Source organism: Lysinibacillus sp. KU-BSD001, assembly GCF_042920265.1.
Classification (GTDB): Bacteria; Bacillota; Bacilli; order Bacillales_A; family Planococcaceae; genus Lysinibacillus_B.
The window spans coordinates 354,689-376,591 of record NZ_JBDQZI010000003.1 but is presented as its reverse complement, the minus strand read 5'-3'; the positions used below and the strand labels follow the sequence as shown (position 1 = coordinate 376,591).

The following is a 21,903-nucleotide window of genomic DNA, read 5'->3' as shown; positions in this document are numbered from 1 at the left end:
CTCCCTTTGCGCCGAGGATGGTGGAAATTTTATTTCTACCACCGCAGAAGCACCGCCTGCAGCGGATATTTAACATAGGAACGAAGCACTGTCCGTAAAAGTAACACTTTTCGGACAGCCCCTTAAAAAAGGGGGATTCCAGTATTAGAAATCATCTGGGTAAGCAAGTGACACAACCGCTTCACCTGTTTCTAAATCAAAAAAATCAAATGTGAATGCAATATCTTCTGGCTCATAACCCGCGAATGCATTATACATACCCGTTAATAATACTAATTGGTATAGCGCCTCTGTACCTGATCCTTCTTCAAATGTTGCTAAGTCCACATCAATTTCAAAGACATCATATGCATCTGAATAGCGTATTTCCTCATAACCTGGATACGTATCAACAATCTCCTGAATAACAAAGTCAAACTCTTTCGCTAACTCTGGCATAAATGCTTCATGCATATTCGTTTCCATAATATACGTCATCGATCCATCAGCATTTTCCGTAATCTCTTCAAAAATGGCCGCTACATCTGCATTTTGCTCAATATCGTACGCAAACTCAGCAGGGACTGTCAGCTCATAGTATTCCACTTCAGCTTCAGCTTCCTCTGATTCTTCAATTACTGCTGCTGGTTCTGTTTTTTCAACTGGCTCTGCTGAATCCTCTTCTGAGCCACACGCTGCTAGCATGGCCATGAATGCACCTAATAGTAATAATTTCTTCGTCATATTCATTCCTCCAAGTGTACATGGAAATGTGGAAAATCCTTTACAAATACGTTCTCCATTTACCATTTGCTATTGATTAATTTCAATATAATGGTTGAATGTTAAAATTAGGTTAAATAAATGGATAAGCGCATAAAAAAAAATTACTCGTAAATTAAAACCTTTACGAGTAATTTTTATGTTTATTTACTAAAAATCGATTTAATTTTTGCCAACATGCCTTTACGCTCTTCCTCAAGTGCCATGAGCGGTACTGATTCTCCTAAAATACGGCGGGCAATATTACGGTAGCCTAACGATGCTTTATTATTTGGATCCATTACAATAGGCTCTCCCTTGTTGGAAAAGCTAATAACATCCTCGCTATCAATAATAATACCTAATAAATCAATAGATAAATGCGCTGTTACTTCTGTAATATCCATCGTATCACCGCTATCCATTAAATGTTTACGAATGCGGTTAATGATTAACTTTGGCGGTTCAATCGGCTCTTGCTCAAGTAGTCCGATAATACGATCGGCATCTCGTACCGCCGAAATTTCAGGTGTCGTCACAACAATTGCTCGATCCGCTCCTGCAACAGCATTCCGATACCCTTGTTCAATGCCAGCTGGACAGTCGATTAATACATAATCAAACTCCCGTTTTAAGTCCTCTATTAAACTCTTCATCTGCTCTGTTGTTACTGCATTTTTATCTGTCGTTTGAGCAGCTGGTAATAAAAATAGTTTTTCATCTACACGCTTATCTTTTACAAGCGCTTGGTGTGGCTTGCAACGACCCTCAACTACATCGACTAAATCATAAATAATACGGTTTTCTAAACCAAGTATGACGTCTAAATTTCGAAGACCGATATCTGTATCTACTAAACATACTTTTTTCCCTTGAAGAGCCAATGCAGTGCCAAGATTAGCAGTTGTTGTTGTTTTACCGACACCGCCCTTACCTGAAGTTATTACGATTGCTTCACCCACATTAGCTTCCTCCTTTAAACGTATCCAAAAAAGGGCGAATCTTTCTTACCTCTTGTATATGTCCATAAGAAATTTCACCTTCTGAATTTAAGTACGCACACAACTGTTCTCTATGTTTTAAAACAAATTGCTGCTCATTACTCATCACTTCCATTTGATCTGCGATTAGCACATGCGTTGGCGCAAAAAATGCCGCGGTAATGACAGCCTCCTCATTTCCTTCAATCCCTGCATGAGCAATGCCTTTTAATTTACCTAACACGTAAATATTGCCGCCTGCTTCAATTCGACCATTCGGATTCACGTCGCCAATCACGACAATATCCCCACCTGTACGAACAATTTGTCCCGAACGTACAATGCCCACATACGTTTCACATTTTTGCTGTGCAACTTGTTGATTGCTTTCTTCGATTGTGAGCACGTCACTTAATATCTTTGACACCAGCATTTTTCCCGTGCTTTGCACAACTTGAATGAGCTGTTGTTTTTGTAAATCCGTACAATACCGATTTCCTAAGTGAAGTTGTACCTCTACTTTGCCATCAATGCCACCTTCTGACACTTTCTGCTCCAGCTCTTCAACTAGTTCAGAATATGCACACTGATCATCAAGTCTAAGTACTAGTCCATCTTTTGTCCCTTTAATATGGACATACGACTTTTTCATAGTTAGAGTGACACCCCACGCTTCTGTTTATCAATTACACCTAGGCGTATGTTTAAATACCTACTGAAAGCAGTTAAATCATACTACGTTCTCGCTCAAGCAACCGAGCATCAATTAGATACTTAAACGCCCAACCAAGCATTAATAAAAATAAAAGATTTGCTCCAATTGTTGGTAGCAAACGACCATTAAAAAACGTATCAAATGGCATCGTTGTCAAATGAATTAGCAGGAAAAACTCATACAAAATAAATTCCATTACAGCAACTAGTAAAACAGCTAAAACTGTTGTAATAATTAAATGCTGATGGATAAATTTAACAGTCCAACCTGCTAAAAAACAGATGATTGGATATAACACTACATATAATCCAATAATATCAATGTAAAATACATCGTACAAGAGTCCAAATATTAAACCATAAATAACTGCTCGTTTTCGATTATAGTAAATGGAGATAAAAATTAAATACAAAATTAAAAAACGCGGTACTAAATACATTGTATAGTTTTCGAAATGAATAGGCGAAAATTTAGAAAACTCTGGTTCCAATAAAAACAACAGCACAGCGACGAATGGAATTAACAACCTTACCATTATTCGTCACCTTCAACTGTTGTATTTTCATTTGTTAAGTCCTCATTCGTGCCATCTCCATCTTGGCCATCAACCATCGTCATTGAACGTTTCGCAATAATGACTTCTTCAAGTAAGGAGAAATCCGCTGTCGGTTTGACAAACGCCAGCTTTGTTAATCCGAAATCATCGGTTGTCACTTCCGTTACTTCACCAATGAGGATACCTTTCGGGAAAATACCTCCAAGGCCAGATGATACGACACGTTCTCCTACTTGCACCTTTTGACTTGAATCTATGCGTTTTAAAATTAGTTCGTTGCGTTCTGCATCAAATCCTTCAATTAGGCCGTACACATTCCCTTTTTCACCTTGAACAAGGGCAGATACACGGTAATTTGAATTATTTGTATAGAGAAGCTCTACTTCTGATGTAAATGGTGTCACAAGAATAATTTTTCCGATGAGACCGCGCGCTGTCATAACAGGCATATTTTTTTCTACACCGTGTACAGAGCCTTTATTTAAGATAATTTTCTCTTCCCATTGATCAGGGTTTCTCGCAATGACCGTCGCATGAAGCGGTTCATAATCGCGCAAGCTTTCTTCTTTATCGACAAGTTCTTGTAACGTAGCATTTTCCGCTTCCAAATCATGTACTTTTGCTTGCAATACAGCAAAATCCTCTAAGCGCATTTTTAATAGCTTATTTTCTTCGTACGTATTTAACAGCGCTTCAATATTACTAAAAATACCTGTTATGTAATTTGTCGGCTTTGCTACAATTCCTTGTGCAAAGCCAACTGTATCTTTAATTATTTGTTCGGGCAACGTTGCGTTTTGACGATCACGTAATGAAAAGCTAATCAATGCCACAAGGAAAACTACACTTACTAGAAGCAGTATTAATTTTTTATTTGAAAAATGTGGCATTGCCTATCCTCCTTATCTCACTTGTTGAGAACGAATTAAATCAATATGATCCAACGCTTTACCTGTACCGATCGCTACACAATCAAGTGGATTTTCTGCGATAAATACCGGCATTTGTGTTTCACTACTAATGACTTTATCCAAGTTACGAAGTAGTGCTCCACCACCTGTTAATACAATCCCACGTTCCATTACATCTGCCGATAGCTCAGGTGGTGTTTGTTCTAATGTCTTTTTCACACCGTCAATGATTGCTGTAATGGCTTCACGTAACGATTCTGAAATTTCTTTTGCTGAAATTTCGATTGTTTTCGGTAAACCTGTTAATAAATCACGTCCACGAATATCCATTGATTCATTTGCATCATCTACACGCGCTGTACCAATTTCAACTTTAATCGCTTCTGCTGTACGCTCACCGATTGTTAAGTTATATGCTTTACGGATATATGAAATAATCGCTTGATCCATTGCATCACCACCAACGCGTACGGATTCACTTGTGACAATACCACCTAATGAAATAACAGCTACTTCCGTTGTACCACCACCAATATCGACAACCATTGAGCCTGTTGGTTCCCAAACAGGTAAGTTTGCACCAATCGCCGCTGCAAACGGTTCTTCAATCGTAAAGGCTTCTTTAGCACCTGCTTGACGTGCCGCATCAATCACTGCGCGTTGTTCTACAGATGTAATACCAAATGGTACACATACCATAACGTTCGGTTTTTTCCAGTTAGAGCCTGAATTTTTTAATGCTTCATGTAAATAATACTTGATCATTTCTGTCGTAATATCAAAATCGGCAATCACGCCATCTTTCATTGGACGAATAGCTGCAATCGAGCCTGGTGTACGACCAATCATATTTTTCGCGTTATTCCCTACTGCAACAATATCACCTGTTTTTGTATTTTTGGCAACAACAGATGGCTCGCGTAAAACGATTCCTTTTCCTTTAATAAATACTAGTGTATTCGCTGTGCCAAGATCAATCCCGACATCCTTATTTCCTAATCCAAACAAATTAAGTACTCCCTTTCTCTATAAGCCATTCTGTGTCAGCTCTCTAAAATCATACGCCTTATTATAGCGGATACACGAACAAAATTATAGTGCCATGTCAACTATTCGTAAACATTTCGACACAATGATCCGTATAACAAAACTCCTTATTCTATTTTATTTGTATTGTTGTCACGAAACAAACAAAAAAACTATGTAACTTTTAACAATTACATTGCAAAACTATGACGATTTTTGTAGAAAGAGGTTCCCTGTCATCCTATTGTAATATTATTAAAATAAATCAAGCGTGTTGATTTACCTTTTATTATTAATAGAATTGTATGAAACGTTGATTTCCGCTCCATTCGGCTCGCTTTCCACGGGCATGGCCTCAGCCTCCTCGTCGCTCGTACCTCACTCCTGCGGGGTCTTCCGCTCATGCTATTCCCGTAGGAGTCTCGCCGATTCCGCTACAATCAACTGGCAAGTCATTTTTGATCACGTTTTGCAAAAAAACACGCTTCTATACTGAAAATGTTTTGATAATCAACACATCTGAAAATAAATAAACATATACTTTTGCTCCTAATGTGGGGATCGGGTGATTTGGCATTGATTAACATGCTGATAGGGGTGGCGCTAGAAAAATACAGATTTACAACGTTAAGCAATATACACAATTATATGCATACTAGACGATAAGCCATAAACGTGTAAATTTTGATGTATCAAGTGTTTGCGTACCCTGGATAGAAAGCTGTATATAAATGTAATAAGGAAAAACACTTAAAACATTGATAGCACAACGTTTTAAGTGTTTTATTGTGTCACCAAACTTTCATTTGGGAACGTTATTTGAATACAACTTGTATAAATTAGAACTGTTATTCATTAGACGATTCGACTCTAGAAATCACCCCACTATACGTAACTTTCCAGCTACCGTCTTCCTGCTTAACGCCTCGATATAATCTTAGAGTACCTTTATACAAATGCCCATCAATTTCTTTTGTAAATTCGATAAACTCGTGTTCTTGTACTTCATGGAAATCGGCATAAATTACTTCAGTTACTTCAGTTACTTCAGTTACTTCAGTTTCTTTTGTAGTTAAATAGGACACATCTTGGGAATCTAAAACTGTTAGAGTTTGAACCCCCGTAGAATGATTGTCGTCTTTTAATTCTTTCATCTGATTGACTGCATAAGAATTATTTGAAAATGTAAAAATACCACAAGCCAATATTGTTAATAGTAAAAATACACTTAATTTCTTTTTCATCTATATCTCCTTTCCAATAATTGTATATAACTATATTATACTTAGTTTTACCGAATATTCAATCAATAATAAATCTTAAAGTAAGACTTATATAGATTCAAAAACATTCCCAAAGCGAGATTTGGTAACTTAAATGTTTAATCTTGTAGGTCTGCATTTTGCTGACGAGTCTTCTTATATTTTCTTATTGAGTGAATCACCATTAATAACGTTATGAATATCCATGCAGTCCAAAAATAACTAAAACCTTTACCTTCTAGAACTCTTCTAATGACCATATTTACTGAAAGAACTACTAGCCCAGAATTTATATAAATATGTGAATAATAAAACTTGGCTTCGTTTTCTTTGTTTATATATGTTTTTAATTTAATCCACTCTCTTTCTGCTGAAATAAAAGTTAGTTACATACCTTTTCAGAAAAGTAAAGTTAATAATGTAACGCTAAACATAAATGGTAAAAATAGGTTTAACAAATAATGATTCTCTAAATGTCGAATAAAATCCTTCATTTGAAAAATGCACCCAAACCATCGTGTGGGTACCTTAGGAATCTTAACATTGTAAATTTGCATTTTTCTGACGCTACTCCTTATACAATGGTATCGGCACAAACATGACCCGTTTCTGCAAAAACAGTGTCAACTCACTCTACATTTTTCCGCATAAAAAGAACATTCCATAAGCTACAATCATGGAATGTTCCATTACAGAAAAAATATACGATTACATATTACGAATAATAACGATTACACATTGGGCTCTTTATCAAAATATATACGTCATTTACAAGACCCTTTACCTTCATACTTAACGCAAAAACAGATTTTTTACACTGAACTATTGATTTCCTTTAATGTTTGATAGCTCTGCATACATGTGTCATAAATTCCTTAAAAATAGCCTTTTTCTTTCATACTGATAAATTGATGATCACCAATAATAATATGATCGATTAAATCAATGCCAATAATAAGGCCTGCTTCCATTAAGCGCGTCGTCACATCAATATCTTCCGGGCTTGGTGTCGGCACCCCCGATGGATGATTATGTGCACAAATGATAGAGGCAGCAGAGCGCTTTACGGCTTCGCGGAAGATCTCGCGTGGATGCACGATTGAGGCGTTTAAACTACCGATAAAAATCGTCTTTTTATGTAACACTTGATTTTTTGTGTTTAAAAAAAGAACGACAAAATGTTCTTGCTGCAAGCTAGACATTTCTGGCATTAAAAAATGCGCTGCATCATCTGGCGAACGAATCGTGAAACGTTCATTGATTTCTTTTTGTGCAAGACGACGACCTAACTCGATCGCAGCTAAAATTTGTACTGCTTTTACTTCTCCTACACCTTTAATCGATGTCATTTCTTCAATCGTTGCGTCTCGTAACGCATGCAATTTTTCAAAATTCATCAATATACGATTAGCAAGGGCCAGCACAGAGTCCTCCTTTGTCCCTGTTCGTAATAGAATGGCTAATAATTCTTGGTTGGATAAACTTTGTGCGCCTTGCCTAATGAGCCGTTCCCGTGGTCGATCTTGTTCATGAACATCGCGAATTTTCAACTCTGGAAATGGTGTAAGCGTCAACTATGTCACTCCTTTAAATTGAGATATATTGCAGTGACAATAAGTGCTCTACTAATGAAGCTAACGGTAAACCAACAACATTATTATAATCGCCTTCGATGCGGTCTACGAAAAATACACCGTCCGTTTGAATGCCATATCCACCTGCTTTATCAAATGGGTCCCCTGAAGCTACATAGGCTTCCATTAATGCTGATGGAATCTCTTTAAACACGACCTTTGTTTCTTCAACAAAAGTCCTTTCTGTGCCATTCGGGTCAATGAGTGCTACAGCGGTCATGACAGTATGCACATCATTTGATAAAGTTTGCAAATGCTCTATTGCCTCTTGACGCGATTTAGGTTTATGCAGTAAGCAATCATTATAAACAACAATTGTATCTGCACCAATCACTAGTTTATCCGGACATTTCTTCGCCACATCTCTCGTTTTAAGCAGTGCTACCTCTGTTACATATTGCTGTACATTTTGCGCTTTTACGCTTGTCTCTTCTACATCACTTGTCACAATATCGAATGGAATATTTAAAAGACTAAATAACTCCTTTCGACGTGGTGATGCTGATGCTAGTACAACTGCGTGCGTTGTTTTGAAATTCATGATGATACCCCCTTGGCACTATCATAACTGACAATTGCTTTTTTGAAAAATCTACGCGATTACGTAAAATTTCATTTTGCTTCATTTTTACTCATCAAATTTTATTTTTAGACAATCGTGTTGATCATAAAAATGAGCTAACGCATGTAGCCGAATGACATTTATATCATCGGAAAGTGCTGTAATACTCTCCATAAAAGCCTTCCACTCATCTGGTGCTTGTCCATTATCTGTCGATTGTTCAAAATTATTTTTTAGCTTATTTTCATCTTGTACATAAATGGGGATATTGGCAATCGCATCTTGCGGACAAGCTTCACTGTAAAACTGAAAAGATTTAGAAAATGAGGTTGGCTCCATTTTACTCTCTAACTTCCCTGGCGATACTGCAGACCAAACATAAAATTTATCCACTACCTGTACGACAAGTGCCTTATTTAGTGTAGGATAAGCAGACATAAACTCCGTAGCACTATCAAGCGTCGTAAAAGCACCATGCTGACTTGCATACAAACGCACGTTTTTTTGAGGAAGTGTGTTTACTTCAACTACATCGCCCTCTTCCCCTTCATCTGTTGTAACAGCAGGAGCGTCTACTGGTGCTGATGCATTCATTAGGAAAAGTGCAAAAATGCCAACGCCTGCTAGCCCGATAAATATACCAAGCAGCGCTGCACGAATTACTTGCTTTGTACTAATCATTTGCTTTGAAAACATTGCGATCACCTCAAGCACCACATTACCAAATCATAATAAAAAAAGGACAAGAGTTATGTCGCTCTTGTCCTAAAATTTTTCGACAAATACATTTATGATTCGCACTTTAACTGTGCACGTAACATGCTTAATAAATATAAAGAGCCTGTTACAATAATGATTGTTCGCTCATCTTTAGGTTGTTGTAAATAGCTAATCGGATCATGTGTAATTCGACGATCCACTGCCCTGCTTTTTTTTATGATATCTTTCGCCTTCATCGCACGTTCATTATCAAAATTCACAAACGTAAATGTTGTACTCACTTGTTCAAGTAGCCTTAACACTCCATCTATCTCTTTATCGGCTAACATCCCGACAACAAACTCAATATTTTTGCGAGGGAAATGTGTTTTAATTATCTCAACAAGCTTTTCAGCACTTGCTGGATTATGTGCACCGTCAAAATAAACATTCGGTAACACTTCTTCAAAACGACCCGCAAGCGATGCATCCGCAACACCTTTCTTTAATGCTTCTTCGTCCATTTCTATACGTAAATGCGCTGCCACTTGTAAAAAGGCTGTAATCGCTAACGCCATATTATGTGCTTGATGATTACCTATCATTTTGCGAGTTAATGCATCTAGCTTTACTTGCATATGTTCAAAGCAATCATTTTTTACATGAAAATCCTGACCTAATATGAAAAGTTTTGCTTCTTTTTCTGCTGCTGTTTTCTTTACGACCGCTAATGCTTCCTCGGGTAAATCACCTACTACTATAGGCACACCTTTTTTAATGATACCTGCTTTATGGTATGCAATGTCAGTTAGTGTATTTCCCAGGAAATTTGTATGTTCCAATGCAATACTCGAGATAATGGAAACAACAGGTGTAATGACATTTGTACTATCAAGCAACCCACCCATCCCAGTCTCAATTAACACAATATCTACATCTTTATTTTTAAAATGCAATAAAGCTGCACATGTTAGTAGTTCAAAATCTGTACATGTCCCACTGATCCCCGCCTGTTGCATCTCTTGAAATAACCTATCCATCTCTGCCTCAGCAATTGGTTCACCATTCATCTGAATTTGATCATGTACATCTACAATACACGGTGACATAAACTTCCCAACCGTTACATGATGTTCACGTAAAATCGCTTCTAAAAAGGTAATTGTTGAACCTTTTCCGTTCGTCCCTGTCACATGAATAAAGATTGTTTCACGTTCAGGATGGCCTAGCAACTCAAGTGCCTGTTCCATTGCATGTAAACCTGGTTTTATCACTTGTTCACTTTGAATCTGCCATTTTTCCTTATATTGCTCTAAACCTGTAATCATGCTAGTTCCTCCTGTAAAAATGTACGTACTTCCGCAATAAAATAGAGTGAACCCGTAATAATTAGCAACTCCTCTGATGCAATTTGCGCGATTTGTTCACGCAACAATGAACGCCAATCTTTATGAATAAACTTTTTCACGTGCGTACTTTCTTTCGCTAATGCTTCTGCTGTTGCCGCGCGTGGTAAAGCGATTTCTGTAAAGTGCATTTCGGCTGCTACAGCGTCCATCATACGAATACTAATGCGATGGTCTTTGTCTTGAAGTGCCGCATAAATAAATTTATAGCGCTTTTGCGGAGCTACTTGCGCAAGTGTTGCCAGTAACGCTGTGGTCCCTTCTGAATTATGTGCACCATCTAAAATAATTTGTGGTGTCACACGTTCAAAGCGACCATCCCAACTCGCATATCGTAAGCTTTCTCGAATCACTTGATCGCTAATCGAAGAATCGAACAGAAGTGCAGCTGTTATTGCTAACGCCGCATTATCAAGCTGATGCGTCCCTGCCATTTTCACATATACACCTTCTAGTTTTCTTCCTAACGCTTCGTATGTAAAGGTTTGTTCCGTCGCATTCTTATTGAGTAAAATCGTTTGATCAAGCATGTATAGCGGGGCATTTTTCTCCTGCGCTCTTTCACAAATCACACTGCGCGCCTCGCTATGACGAACACCGACAACGACAGGTTTACCTGCTTTTATAATACCCGCTTTTTCATTCGCGATTTCCTCATACGTATCGCCTAACATCTCCGTATGCTCGAGCGAAATGGTTGTAATCACACTCACTTCAGGAACAAGTACATTCGTCGAGTCTAACCGACCGCCTATGCCCGTTTCAATGAGTGCAACATCCACTTGTTGTGCTGCAAAATGTTGAAACATAATGAGCGTTACAAATTCAAAAAAGCTTGGAAATTTCCCCTCTAAGTCTCGTTCAATAATTTGTACGATTGCATTTGCATATCGCACAAAATCTTCATCTAAAATTTGTTGTTTATTAATTGTAATACGCTCGTTTGCTCGTTCTAAATGCGGTGAAATAAAAGCCCCTACGGTTAACCCATGATGCATTAAAATTTCTCTTGTTGCATTTAATGTAGAACCTTTCCCATTAGAGCCTGCAAAGTGAATAAATTTTGTCGTATGGTGCGGATTACCAAGTGCTTGTAAAATTTTTAGAGCGGACTCCAGAGGCTCTCCTTTATATTGGCTCGCTTTTAATGCAAAAATGTAATCTGTACAATCTTTCATTGATTGGAACAATCGATATTCCTCCTAAATTGCCGAAATGAATCACCACTATAGATTGTCTATGATTCATCACAGTTTGTCTATCATCTTGTTTATACAAAATATAAAGGGTTATCCAGAAAGTAAAAACTTTCTGAACAACCCCTTCAATTCTTAATGATCATCCATTAAGGAATATTACATATTTTTTAAATCCGCTAAACGCTTCTCAACTGTTGCATATTTTTCTTCGTAGTCTGCTAGTTTTTCACGTTCTGCATTTACTAATGCTTCTGGTGCTTTCGAAACGAATTTTTCATTTGATAGCTTCCCTGTTACAAGTTTTACTTCTTTTGCCCATTTGTCTAATTCTTTTTGTAGGCGAGCAATTTCCTCTTCTACATTAATCAAACCAGCAAGTGGTAAGAATAGCTCTGCACCTGAAACAACAGCTGACATTGTTTGACCTGGCGCTTCAACGCCTACACCAATCTCAAGCATTTCTGGGTTACAGAATTTTTCAATATACGCTTTATTTGTTTCAAGTACTGCTGCCGTTTCTGGATCTTTTGCCGAAATGTAAAGCGGCACTTTTTTACTCATCGGTGTATTTACTTCTGCACGAATATTACGTACAGAACGAATAATGTCTACTAATAGCTTCATTTGGCCTGCTTCTGCCTCAAAGTTAAATTCTGGACGTACTTGTGGCCAAGCTGCTACTGTAATGGACTCGCCTTCATGTGGAAGGTGCTGCCAAATTTCTTCTGTTACGAATGGCATAAATGGATGTAATAAACGCATTGTTTGATCTAATACGTACGCTAGTACAGAACGCGTTGTTTTCTTCGCCACTTCGTCTTCCCCGTACAGTGGTAATTTCGCCATTTCAATATACCAAGAACAGAAGTCATCCCAAATGAAGTTGTACAGCTCACGGCCTACTTCACCAAACTCGTATTTATCAGACAACGCCGTTACACGTTCAATTGTGTTATTTAAGCGCGATAAAATCCATTTATCTGCAACAGATAGTTCACCTGTTAAATCGATTTCTTCATACGTTAAGCCTTCCATATTCATTAGTGCAAAACGAGAAGCATTCCAAATTTTATTAATAAAGTTCCAAGTAGACTCTACTTTTTCAGTTGAATAACGTAAGTCTTGACCCGGTGATGAACCTGTTGATAAGAAGTAACGTAGCGAATCTGCACCGTATTGGTCAATGACATCCATTGGGTCAACACCGTTACCTAATGATTTACTCATTTTACGCCCTTCTGCATCACGTACTAACCCATGAATTAGGACATCTTTAAATGGACGCTCGCCCGTAAATTCTTTTCCTTGGAAAATCATACGGCTTACCCAGAAGAAAATGATATCATAGCCTGTTACTAATGTGTTCGTTGGATAGTAACGCTTAAATTCCTCATTTTCTGTATCTGGCCAACCCATTGTTGAGAACGGCCAAAGAGCGGATGAGAACCATGTATCAAGGACGTCTTCATCTTGTGTCCAGTTTTCTGCATCTGCTGGCGCTTCTTTCCCAACGTAAATTTCACCTGTTTCATTATGATACCAAGCTGGAATTTGATGCCCCCACCATAATTGACGCGAAATACACCAGTCATGAATATTTTCCATCCAGCGATTATATGTGTTTTCAAAGCGAGCAGGTACAAAGTTTACCTTCTCTTCTTCTTCCGCCTGCATCGCAAGAGCCTGCTCCGCAAGAGGACCCATTTTTACAAACCATTGTGCCGACAGATACGGCTCTACTACTGCACCCGAACGCTCAGAGTGACCGACTTGGTGAACATGTGGCTCAATTTTAATTAGCACACCTTGTTCTTGTAAGTCTGCTACGATTTGCTTACGGCATTCAAAGCGATCCATACCTGCATATTTGCCGGCTAAGTCGTTCATCGTCCCGTCTTCGTTCATGACTAAAATACGCTCTAAGTTATGGCGATTCCCCACTTCAAAGTCATTCGGATCATGTGCTGGCGTCATTTTTACAACACCTGTACCAAATTCTATATCTACATAATCATCTGCTACGATTGGAATTTCACGACCAACGATTGGTAAAATAACTGTTTTTCCGATTAAATGTTTATAGCGCTCATCTTCTGGGTGAACCGCTACGCCAGAGTCCCCAAGCATCGTTTCTGGACGTGTTGTTGCTACTTGTAATTTGCCAGATCCGTCTGCTAATGGGTATTCCATATGGTAAAATGCGCCTTCTACTTCTTTATGGATTACCTCGATATCCGATAATGCTGTTTTAGCTGCTGGGTCCCAGTTAATAATACGTTCACCGCGGTAGATTAAACCTTTTTCGTACAGTTTTACGAATACTTCTTTTACTGCATCCGATAAACCTTCATCTAACGTAAAACGCTCACGTGAATAATCTAGTGCTAAGCCTAACTTTGACCATTGCGCGCGAATATGAGAAGCATATTCTTCTTTCCATTCCCATGTTTTTTCAAGGAATTTCTCACGACCAAGGTCATAACGTGTAACACCTTCACCGCGTAATTTTTCTTCTACTTTTGCTTGTGTTGCAATCCCCGCATGGTCCATCCCTGGTAACCAAAGTGCATCATAGCCTTGCATACGTTTCATACGAATAATGATATCTTGTAATGTTGTATCCCAAGCATGGCCAAGGTGTAGTTTCCCTGTTACGTTTGGCGGTGGAATGACGATGGAATATGGCTCCTTCCCACTCTCTGGCTGTGCTTTGAAAAATTCGCCTTTTAACCACCATTCATAACGACCAGCTTCTGTGCCTTGTGGATCGTACTTTGTCGGCATTGTAATTTCTGTCATGTTGTTTCCTCCTTTAGAAAATAAAAAACCCCCATCGTCTATAAAAGGACGAGGGAGTTAGATCGCGGTACCACCTTTACTTCCAAATAGGCTGAGTCAAGCGCTAGCATTTTGCTAAGCTCACTGCCACATTGGCACTTCATTCGTTAACGGTGTTTAACCGGCTCTTTACTACTATTAGTTCATAAAGGCTGCTCCTAGGCTACATTCAAAAACGCTCATGCGGAAACTTTTCAGCTACCGTTCCCTCTCTGCTAGCATTACCTGTTTTTTACTCTTCCTATTCACTGCATCAAATATTTAGCTACCTGCTATTGTAAACAATTTATGCATGATTTTCAAGCTAAGTTACAAATATATAAGGTTCATCGAAGCGATTTGCCATCATGCTTACATAAGCATTCAACTTTTTACTTGTTGTGTCGTAAACACATGTCGAAGAATAGACTATAATGACCTCTCTATAATTTGTATAACAGCTTTTTATCGAATCATTCACCGTCAAAATTCACAACTATTATAGTCGTTGCCATAATCTACTTAAATCATTCATATAATTTTTCACAGGTTCATTTTTTATGCTGATTTGAACAACCTTTTGACTAAATATGCTTGTTTATTTTCACAAGTTTCATCAGTGATTCTTTTATAACCTTTATAAAACAGTCTTATTAAAAAAAGACTATCCACAGCAGCGGATAGTCGATTTTAAAACGAAAGGAAGTTATAAAAATGAGGCGAAATTATAACCCTTATTTATTGCCAAAGTGGCTTCGTAAAACACGTTTTTACTGTAGACACATCATATTACCAGTAGCCATATTCCAAGCAATCCGCACACTTATTGTACCCACAACAGGCGATATGATTTTGCTCGCTATTTTAGCACTTTTAGCCTATCTACTGTTGGCGGATATTATTTAAAGGAACAGATTGTTTGCGATAACTGTCCTCTAATTCAAACAAAAATCCTGTCGATTCTTTTACCGTTTCTTCAACATATTCTTCCACCAACTGTTCCATAGGTGACTCTACAAATGCCTCTACAATTTCTGGTCTAGGTTCTTCTTTCACTTTTGCATTTGTACTTTCTTTCAATTCTAATTTCGGTTCCTCTATATACAACGTTTCATCTTGTACATCGTCTGTTACCGTTAACTCTTCATACACACAAACGACTTGCCATCCTATACGAAGTACATCTTGACATGTTGTTTGAATATCTTCTACTCGTAAATCTTTCAATTCTATATTTGGTAGTTCCAATCTAAATGGCAAAGCATATTCGAAATAACCTTCATCATCTGCTAAATCAATATGTTCAATGAACGTACCTTCAGCAGATTGCGGTTGTGCTTCTAATCCAAATTGTACTTTTGCTGTTATATGATAGATGCCCTGTATGCGAATTGCGTTATTTAGTTGTTCTTTTTCCCAATTGACTCGGACGTTTATTGATTTACTCTCTTTCACACTTCCAAGTTCAAGCGGAAACTTAAATACTTCTTCTACGTGCCAATCCATTATTTGCGACAAAAAAATCCCTCCTTGCAACACCGTATGCATAAAGGAGGGATTTATTCATACTCGTAATGAGCAAAATTGTATCCTAAAAATACCTGTTAAATAGTGAAAGGTATATATCATAGCCTCCGCGCTTTGCCACAGCCTACACAGGAGCTAAAACAGGCGTGGCCTGTTTGGATTTCCTGCTCCTGACGCTACGCTTTCGTCGCAAAGAAAATCTTGGCTCCTGTGGCTATGGCGCGCTACGGCAAAAGTGAATACTTCTCGATATACTAGGGAAACATTTCTCTTCTCTAAAAGAAATCATTTCCTTTCCATTTGCAAGTATAATTGCCCAGTCTCTACTTTCATCAATGAGAATTTTTCATTATTTTTGAGCAACTAATTATTGTATTGAACAATAGTTGCTTGTAGCGGAGGCACGAGAGTGTAGCTGACGGCATACGCCTTTCGCTACAAAGCAAAGCTTCCTACGGGAAAGCGAGACAAGCAAGACCCCGCAGGAGCGAAGGATGAGCGACGAGGAGGCTTGATGCTCGCCCGTGGAAAGCGAGTGCCGCAGCGGAAAGCAACGTGCAATAAAATGGTAATATATGTTTTAGAATTTGCTCGTTATGAGTTCATACTTAAATAGACATAAGCGATTGGACTGTATATGTATTACGTCCTTTCGATTTACTTTTATAAAGTGCTTCATCCGCTACCGTATAACAACTTTGCACATTCTTGATTGTGCGCACTTTTGCTTCACATACGCCGATACTCATCGTCATATATTTTGCACACTCAGAACACGGATGAGAGATGTTTAATTGCTGAATTTGTGTCAACAACTCCTCACATATTGTAGCAACATGCGGTAAATGACCGTCAGCAATCATAACAAACTCTTCCCCTCCCCATCTGCCAACAAAATAACCATATTTCTTCGCAAATCCCTCTAAAGTGGCAGCTACCTTTACAAGTGCCTCATCGCCAATAAAATGCCCGTAATAATCATTATATTGCTTGAAATAATCAATATCCATTAACAGGATTGTTACCGGAACAGCTTCTTCCCCACCTTGTAATAGGCGACTAGCTTTTAAATCAAGCGCTCGACGATTTGGTAATTTCGTTAATACATCATGCGAGGCAATGCGAGCTAGTTCTTTATTTTTTTCTTGCAGTTGCTTAGTTAGCTCTCTTGTTTTCGACGTTTCTTTTTGGAGTAATAGTTGTTGTTTAATGCTCGTCAGTTGTGTACGATACACCATCCACTGTATAAACATGCCAGTTGGTACAACAATTAATACAGAGGTTAATATACTCATCGCCTGTTCATTTGTACTATTCATGAAACTCGCTATAACAAAGACTACCGTTGCAAACGCTGCTGGCACTACAAATTGATGCATCTTTAAAATAAGTAATGCTGCAATAAGCAAGTAAAACACTTCAAAAATAGCCATATGCTTATAAAATAGGACATCGCCCATTGTGATTAATGTAATCAGCACTAACATGCTATATACATACACCTGAATATACCGCTCATATTTCCGAATCGTTTGAGGATTTACATTTAATCTTTTTTTATGATTCACATAAAACACACTCATATTTACATAAAATAAGATGGTATATAAACTAGCAAAAGCTAATGGGTTTTTCTTTTCTACATCAAAGAAATACATATGACTAAAATGTATGCCTGTCACAAGCATCAGCGTATAAAAAACAAGTGTAGCAATGATCTGCATGCGCCGTAAATTCAATCGTACGATACTTTCTCTCACTTCATATGTTAAAGATGTTTGCATAAATTCACCTACAATAGTCGTTCGATTTATTACACGTATCATAATACGAATGCACTTAAATTCCTCTTAAAAGAAAAGACTATAGTCTAAAACAAAACAAAAAGGCGATAGGTTATTATACCTACCACCTTTCATTTTATCGTGCCAGTTTCGCAAATACTTTATGGAATGCTTCCACTGTTTTGGCAATATGCTCTTCTGTATGAGCTGTAGAAATAAATAATCCTTCAAATTGTGAAGGTGGAAGGAAAATGCCTTCCTCCGCCATTAATTTAAAGTACTCTGCAAACAGTTCTAAATCGGATGTTTTCGCTGATTCGAAATCGACTACCGCTTCATTTGTAAAGAAGAAGCCGATCATGGATCCAGCACGGTTTACTGTGTGCGGAATATTGTATTTTGTTGCCGCCTCGCGGAAACCAGCTTCTAATTGGTCCCCTAGCTTTTTGAAATACTCGTAAGAATCTGTATTTAAACGAGAAAGTGTTTCATAACCTGCAGTCATCGCAAGTGGATTCCCTGATAAAGTACCCGCTTGATAAATCGGACCTGCTGGTGCGATTTTTTCCATAATTTCACGCTTCCCACCGAAAGCACCTACAGGTAGACCACCACCGATTACTTTTCCTAACGTTGTTAAATCTGGACGCACACCGAAATACTCTTGTGCACAGCCATAATCTACACGGAAGCCCGTCATTACTTCGTCAAAAATTAACACTGTGCCATTTTCTTCTGTTAACTGACGTAAGCCTTCTAAGAAGCCGGGTTGTGGCGGTACAACGCCCATATTCCCCGCTACTGGCTCTAAAATAACAGCCGCTAAATCATCACCATATTTTTCGAATACTACTTTCGCTGATTCTAAATCGTTATATGCGACCGTTAACGTATTTTTTGCAATATCTGCAGGAACCCCTGGAGAATCTGGTAAGCCCAGTGTTGCTACACCTGAACCTGCTTTAATTAATAAAGAGTCGCCATGTCCATGGTAAGAGCCTTCAAATTTCAAAATTTTGTCACGCCCTGTATAGCCGCGTGCTAAACGAAGTGCCGACATCGTTGCTTCCGTACCAGACGAAACGAAACGAATCATTTCAATCGATGGTAGGCGGTCCATTACTAACTTCGCTAATTTATTTTCCGATAACGTCGGCGCACCGAATGAAGCCCCTTTAGCTGCTTGTGCTGCAATCGCTTCTACTACTTCTGGATGTGTATGACCTAAAATCAGTGGACCCCAAGATAATACATAGTCAATGTACTCATTGCCATCGATATCTTTAATGATTGCACCTTGGCCCGATTCCATAAAAATTGGATCCATGTTTACCGATTTGAATGCACGTACTGGCGAGTTTACGCCACCTGGCATTAAATTTACCGCTTCAGAGAAAGCTTGTTTTGATTTTTCATATGAACGCATATTATTTCTCCTCCAACCAACGTGCCACATCTTTTGCATGGTACGTAATAATTAAATCAGAACCCGCGCGTTTCAGGCCGAGTAATGTTTCCATTACGACTGCCTTTTCATCAATCCAGCCATTTTGCGCAGCCGCTTTCACCATCGCATACTCGCCCGATACATTGTACGCAACAACTGGTAGTGGGAAGTTATTTTTCACATCGCGGATAATATCCATATAGGCAAGTGCTGGCTTAACGATTAAGAAATCGGCTCCTTCTTCTACGTCAGATGTTGCTTCGCGAATTGCTTCTAAACGGTTCGAAGGGTCCATTTGATACGTTTTACGATCGCCAAATTGCGGCGCACCATCTGCTGCATCACGGAACGGTCCGTAGTAGCTAGATGCATATTTGACGGCATAAGACATGATCGGAATATGCTCAAACCCTGCTGCGTCAAGTCCCGCACGAATTGCTGTCACAAATCCATCCATCATATTTGATGGTGCAATAATATCTGCGCCTGCCTCAGCTTGTGAAATAGCTGTTTGCGCTAATAAGTTTAATGAAGGATCGTTTAAAATTTCTTCCCCTTCTACGACACCGCAATGACCATGATCTGTATATTCACATAAGCATGTATCTGCTACAACAAGCAATTGTGGGTGACGCTCTTTTGTAAAGCGTGTTGCTTTTTGAATAATTCCGTGATCATGATATGCACCTGAACCAACTGCATCTTTTTCTGCTGGCAAACCGAATAAAATGACTGCTTTAATCCCTAAAGCAACCACTTCATCCAGCTCTGCTCCTAAGTGATCTAATGATAGCTGGAATACGCCTGGCATAGATGATACTTCATTACGTACGCCTTCGCCTTCAGCGACGAAAATCGGATAAATCAAATCTTCTTTGTGTAAATATGTTTCTTTCACTAATGCACGCATACTCGCATTTTGACGTAAGCGGCGATGACGTTGGAAATATAAATCTGTCATGATGACTCCTCCAATAAAATGATTTCCTCTACTACAGCTTGCATCGTATACACTTTCGGTTGGACATATACTGCTACGCCTAATCTTTCGAGAGCATCAGCTGTAATATGGCCAATTGCTGCGGCACGAATGCGCGACCAGCCAACAATCGGCGCGATATGTTTGGCAAATACATCTACAGCAGAAGGACTGGCAAAAATAACGATAGTCTGCTCACGCTCTAACAGCTCAATAAACGGTTGAATGGTAGTTGCATTCGCACACGTTTCATAAACCGTCCATTCTGTTACGTTAGGTACACCTTCGTGAATTGTTTGTTTTGCTAAACTCCCTCGGATAAACAGTTTACTTTCTGACGCCTTCGATACATGCGGAAATTCCTTTACAAACACATCCGCACTAAAAATGGACGGCATAAAATCAACATGTAGTCCATACTTCTCAAGAAGCTCTGTTGTTTTCGTACCGACAGAAGCAACTTTACAACGGAGCCCCTGTATATTTATTTCTGCCCGTTGACACTTTTCCATAAAGGCTTGTACCGCATTTTGGCTCGTAAAAATTAGCCAATCATAGCTATGTAATGAAGCTAATTGATGCGCATCATTTGGTGAATGATACTCCTGTGTTTTAATGAGAGGAAAAACCGCACATAACCCGCCGTTTTCCTCAATGAATTGTTTGACACTAAGCGTCGGAACTGAGCCTGTCAACACAATCGTTTGTCCTTCTAAACGATTACTCGGCATCTAACTCAGCCTTTACGCGCTGAATCAAGTCATAAGCTCCTTGCTCCGTTAAACGTTTCGCTACTTCCTTACCTACTGCCTCGGCATCTGTTCCTGTTACTGTTTCTTTATAAGTAACTGAAGCATCTGGCGCTGCTACTAAGCCTGTTAATGTAATATTGTCACCTTCTACTGTAGCATATCCTGCGATTGGCACTTGGCATCCACCATCCATTTCAGCAAGGAAAGTACGCTCTGCATGCGCCGTTTTCCAAGTAGTAGCATCTGTTAATTTCGCTAGCTCTGCCAGTAACTCCGCATCATCTGCGCGGCATTCAATACCAAGTGACCCTTGTGCTATCGCTGGTAAACAAAGTTCTGTATCTAAATATTCCGTTACGACATCATCATTCCAACCAAGACGCTTTAAGCCTGCTGCTGCCAAAATGATCGCATCGTAATCTTCTGTTTTTAACTTATTTAAACGTGTATCCACATTACCACGAATCCATTTAACTTCTAAGTCTGGACGGGCTGTTAGCAATTGTGCGCTACGACGAAGAGAGCTTGTCCCGACAACCGCCCCTTTTGGTAAGTCCGCAAATTTCACATTGCCTTTTGAAATAAAGGCATCACGTGCATCTTCACGCGGCGGGATACAACCAATGACTAAGCCTTCTGGCAGAATCGCTGGCATATCTTTCATCGAATGGACAGCAAAATCGATTTCTTTGTCATAAAGCGCTTGCTCAATTTCTTTTACAAATAATCCTTTTCCGCCTACTTTCGACAACTGTACATCTAAAATACGGTCCCCTTTTGTGACAATTTCTTTAATTTCGAATTCAAAAGGTACACCCGCCGCCTTTAGTTCATTAATGAACCAATTTGTCTGTGTTAATGCTAATTTACTTTTTCGCGAACCTACAATAATTTTTCTCACCATAA

20 protein-coding genes and 1 other annotated feature are annotated in these 21,903 nt (G+C 38.8%); of the genes, 1 reads left to right on the top strand and 19 read right to left on the bottom strand.

What is annotated here, in order from left to right:
* Positions 1–144: 144 nt before the first annotated feature.
* The 13 genes from AAGS61_RS07105 to AAGS61_RS07045 form a co-directional block, all read right to left on the bottom strand.
* Positions 145–723, bottom strand: coding sequence for a hypothetical protein (locus tag AAGS61_RS07105; RefSeq protein WP_391369326.1), 579 nt, complete (start codon positions 721–723; stop codon positions 145–147).
* 182 nt (positions 724–905) lie between these two features.
* The gene (gene minD, locus AAGS61_RS07100) at positions 906–1,703 is read right to left on the bottom strand and encodes a septum site-determining protein MinD (protein WP_391369324.1); all 798 of its coding nucleotides are present in this window, start codon (positions 1,701–1,703) and stop codon (positions 906–908) included.
* Between the two features lies 1 nt (position 1,704).
* Entirely contained in the window at positions 1,705–2,373 is a 669-nt protein-coding gene (locus AAGS61_RS07095) for a septum site-determining protein MinC (protein ID WP_391369322.1), read from the bottom strand.
* Between the two features lie 73 nt (positions 2,374–2,446).
* Positions 2,447–2,971: a rod shape-determining protein MreD gene (gene mreD, locus AAGS61_RS07090; RefSeq protein ID WP_391369320.1), complete on the bottom strand. Its 525-nt coding sequence runs from the start codon at positions 2,969–2,971 to the stop codon at positions 2,447–2,449.
* Positions 2,971–3,882 (bottom strand): rod shape-determining protein MreC, encoded by a 912-nt coding sequence (gene mreC, locus AAGS61_RS07085; protein ID WP_391369318.1) that lies wholly within the window; start codon positions 3,880–3,882, stop codon positions 2,971–2,973. Before mreC ends, mreD begins: the two co-directional genes overlap by 1 nt.
* 12 nt (positions 3,883–3,894) lie before the next feature.
* Positions 3,895–4,911 (bottom strand): rod shape-determining protein, encoded by a 1,017-nt coding sequence (locus tag AAGS61_RS07080; RefSeq protein ID WP_391369315.1) that lies wholly within the window; start codon positions 4,909–4,911, stop codon positions 3,895–3,897.
* 866 nt (positions 4,912–5,777) lie between these two features.
* A complete protein-coding gene (locus tag AAGS61_RS07075) occupies positions 5,778–6,173 on the bottom strand; it encodes a hypothetical protein (protein WP_391369312.1) in 396 nt (131 codons plus the stop codon).
* An 893-nt stretch (positions 6,174–7,066) separates the two neighbouring features.
* Positions 7,067–7,765 carry a RadC family protein gene (gene radC / locus AAGS61_RS07070; protein WP_391369309.1) on the bottom strand — a complete coding sequence of 233 codons (699 nt, stop codon included), beginning with the start codon at positions 7,763–7,765 and terminating at the stop codon, positions 7,067–7,069.
* 13 nt (positions 7,766–7,778) lie between these two features.
* Positions 7,779–8,366 carry a Maf family protein gene (locus AAGS61_RS07065; protein ID WP_391369306.1) on the bottom strand — a complete coding sequence of 196 codons (588 nt, stop codon included), beginning with the start codon at positions 8,364–8,366 and terminating at the stop codon, positions 7,779–7,781.
* An 87-nt stretch (positions 8,367–8,453) separates the two neighbouring features.
* A complete protein-coding gene (locus AAGS61_RS07060) occupies positions 8,454–9,083 on the bottom strand; it encodes a hypothetical protein (protein WP_391369303.1) in 630 nt (209 codons plus the stop codon).
* Between the two features lie 92 nt (positions 9,084–9,175).
* A complete protein-coding gene (locus AAGS61_RS07055; protein WP_391369300.1) occupies positions 9,176–10,414 on the bottom strand; it encodes a bifunctional folylpolyglutamate synthase/dihydrofolate synthase in 1,239 nt (412 codons plus the stop codon).
* Positions 10,411–11,682 (bottom strand): bifunctional folylpolyglutamate synthase/dihydrofolate synthase, encoded by a 1,272-nt coding sequence (locus AAGS61_RS07050; protein ID WP_391369297.1) that lies wholly within the window; start codon positions 11,680–11,682, stop codon positions 10,411–10,413. The genes AAGS61_RS07055 and AAGS61_RS07050 overlap by 4 nt, the downstream gene beginning before the upstream one ends.
* A gap of 165 nt (positions 11,683–11,847) precedes the next feature.
* Complete coding sequence (locus AAGS61_RS07045; protein ID WP_391369294.1) at positions 11,848–14,490, bottom strand: valine--tRNA ligase; 2,643 nt, start codon at positions 14,488–14,490, stop codon at positions 11,848–11,850.
* A 41-nt stretch (positions 14,491–14,531) separates the two neighbouring features.
* Positions 14,532–14,787 (bottom strand) — a binding site (T-box leader).
* Between the two features lie 435 nt (positions 14,788–15,222).
* On the opposite strand from AAGS61_RS07045, the gene AAGS61_RS07040 reads away from it, so the two are divergent.
* Positions 15,223–15,414, top strand: a complete 192-nt coding sequence (locus AAGS61_RS07040) for a hypothetical protein (protein ID WP_391369291.1) — start codon at positions 15,223–15,225, stop codon at positions 15,412–15,414.
* Here AAGS61_RS07040 and AAGS61_RS07035 read toward each other — a convergent pair.
* From AAGS61_RS07035 to hemC, 6 genes are all read right to left on the bottom strand, one after another.
* Positions 15,391–16,026: a hypothetical protein gene (locus AAGS61_RS07035; RefSeq protein ID WP_391369288.1), complete on the bottom strand. Its 636-nt coding sequence runs from the start codon at positions 16,024–16,026 to the stop codon at positions 15,391–15,393. The two genes, AAGS61_RS07040 and AAGS61_RS07035, sit on opposite strands and share 24 nt — an antisense overlap.
* A gap of 617 nt (positions 16,027–16,643) precedes the next feature.
* Positions 16,644–17,819, bottom strand: a complete 1,176-nt coding sequence (locus AAGS61_RS07030; RefSeq protein ID WP_391369285.1) for a diguanylate cyclase domain-containing protein — start codon at positions 17,817–17,819, stop codon at positions 16,644–16,646.
* A gap of 136 nt (positions 17,820–17,955) precedes the next feature.
* Entirely contained in the window at positions 17,956–19,245 is a 1,290-nt protein-coding gene (gene hemL, locus AAGS61_RS07025) for a glutamate-1-semialdehyde 2,1-aminomutase (RefSeq protein WP_391369282.1), read from the bottom strand.
* 1 nt (position 19,246) lies between these two features.
* On the bottom strand, positions 19,247–20,227 hold the full coding sequence (gene hemB / locus AAGS61_RS07020; protein WP_391369279.1) for a porphobilinogen synthase: 981 nt from the start codon (positions 20,225–20,227) through the stop codon (positions 19,247–19,249).
* Complete coding sequence (locus tag AAGS61_RS07015; protein ID WP_391369276.1) at positions 20,224–20,976, bottom strand: uroporphyrinogen-III synthase; 753 nt, start codon at positions 20,974–20,976, stop codon at positions 20,224–20,226. The genes hemB and AAGS61_RS07015 overlap by 4 nt, the downstream gene beginning before the upstream one ends.
* Positions 20,966–21,898, bottom strand: a complete 933-nt coding sequence (gene hemC / locus AAGS61_RS07010) for a hydroxymethylbilane synthase (RefSeq protein ID WP_391369273.1) — start codon at positions 21,896–21,898, stop codon at positions 20,966–20,968. Before hemC ends, AAGS61_RS07015 begins: the two co-directional genes overlap by 11 nt.
* Positions 21,899–21,903 lie beyond the last annotated feature (5 nt).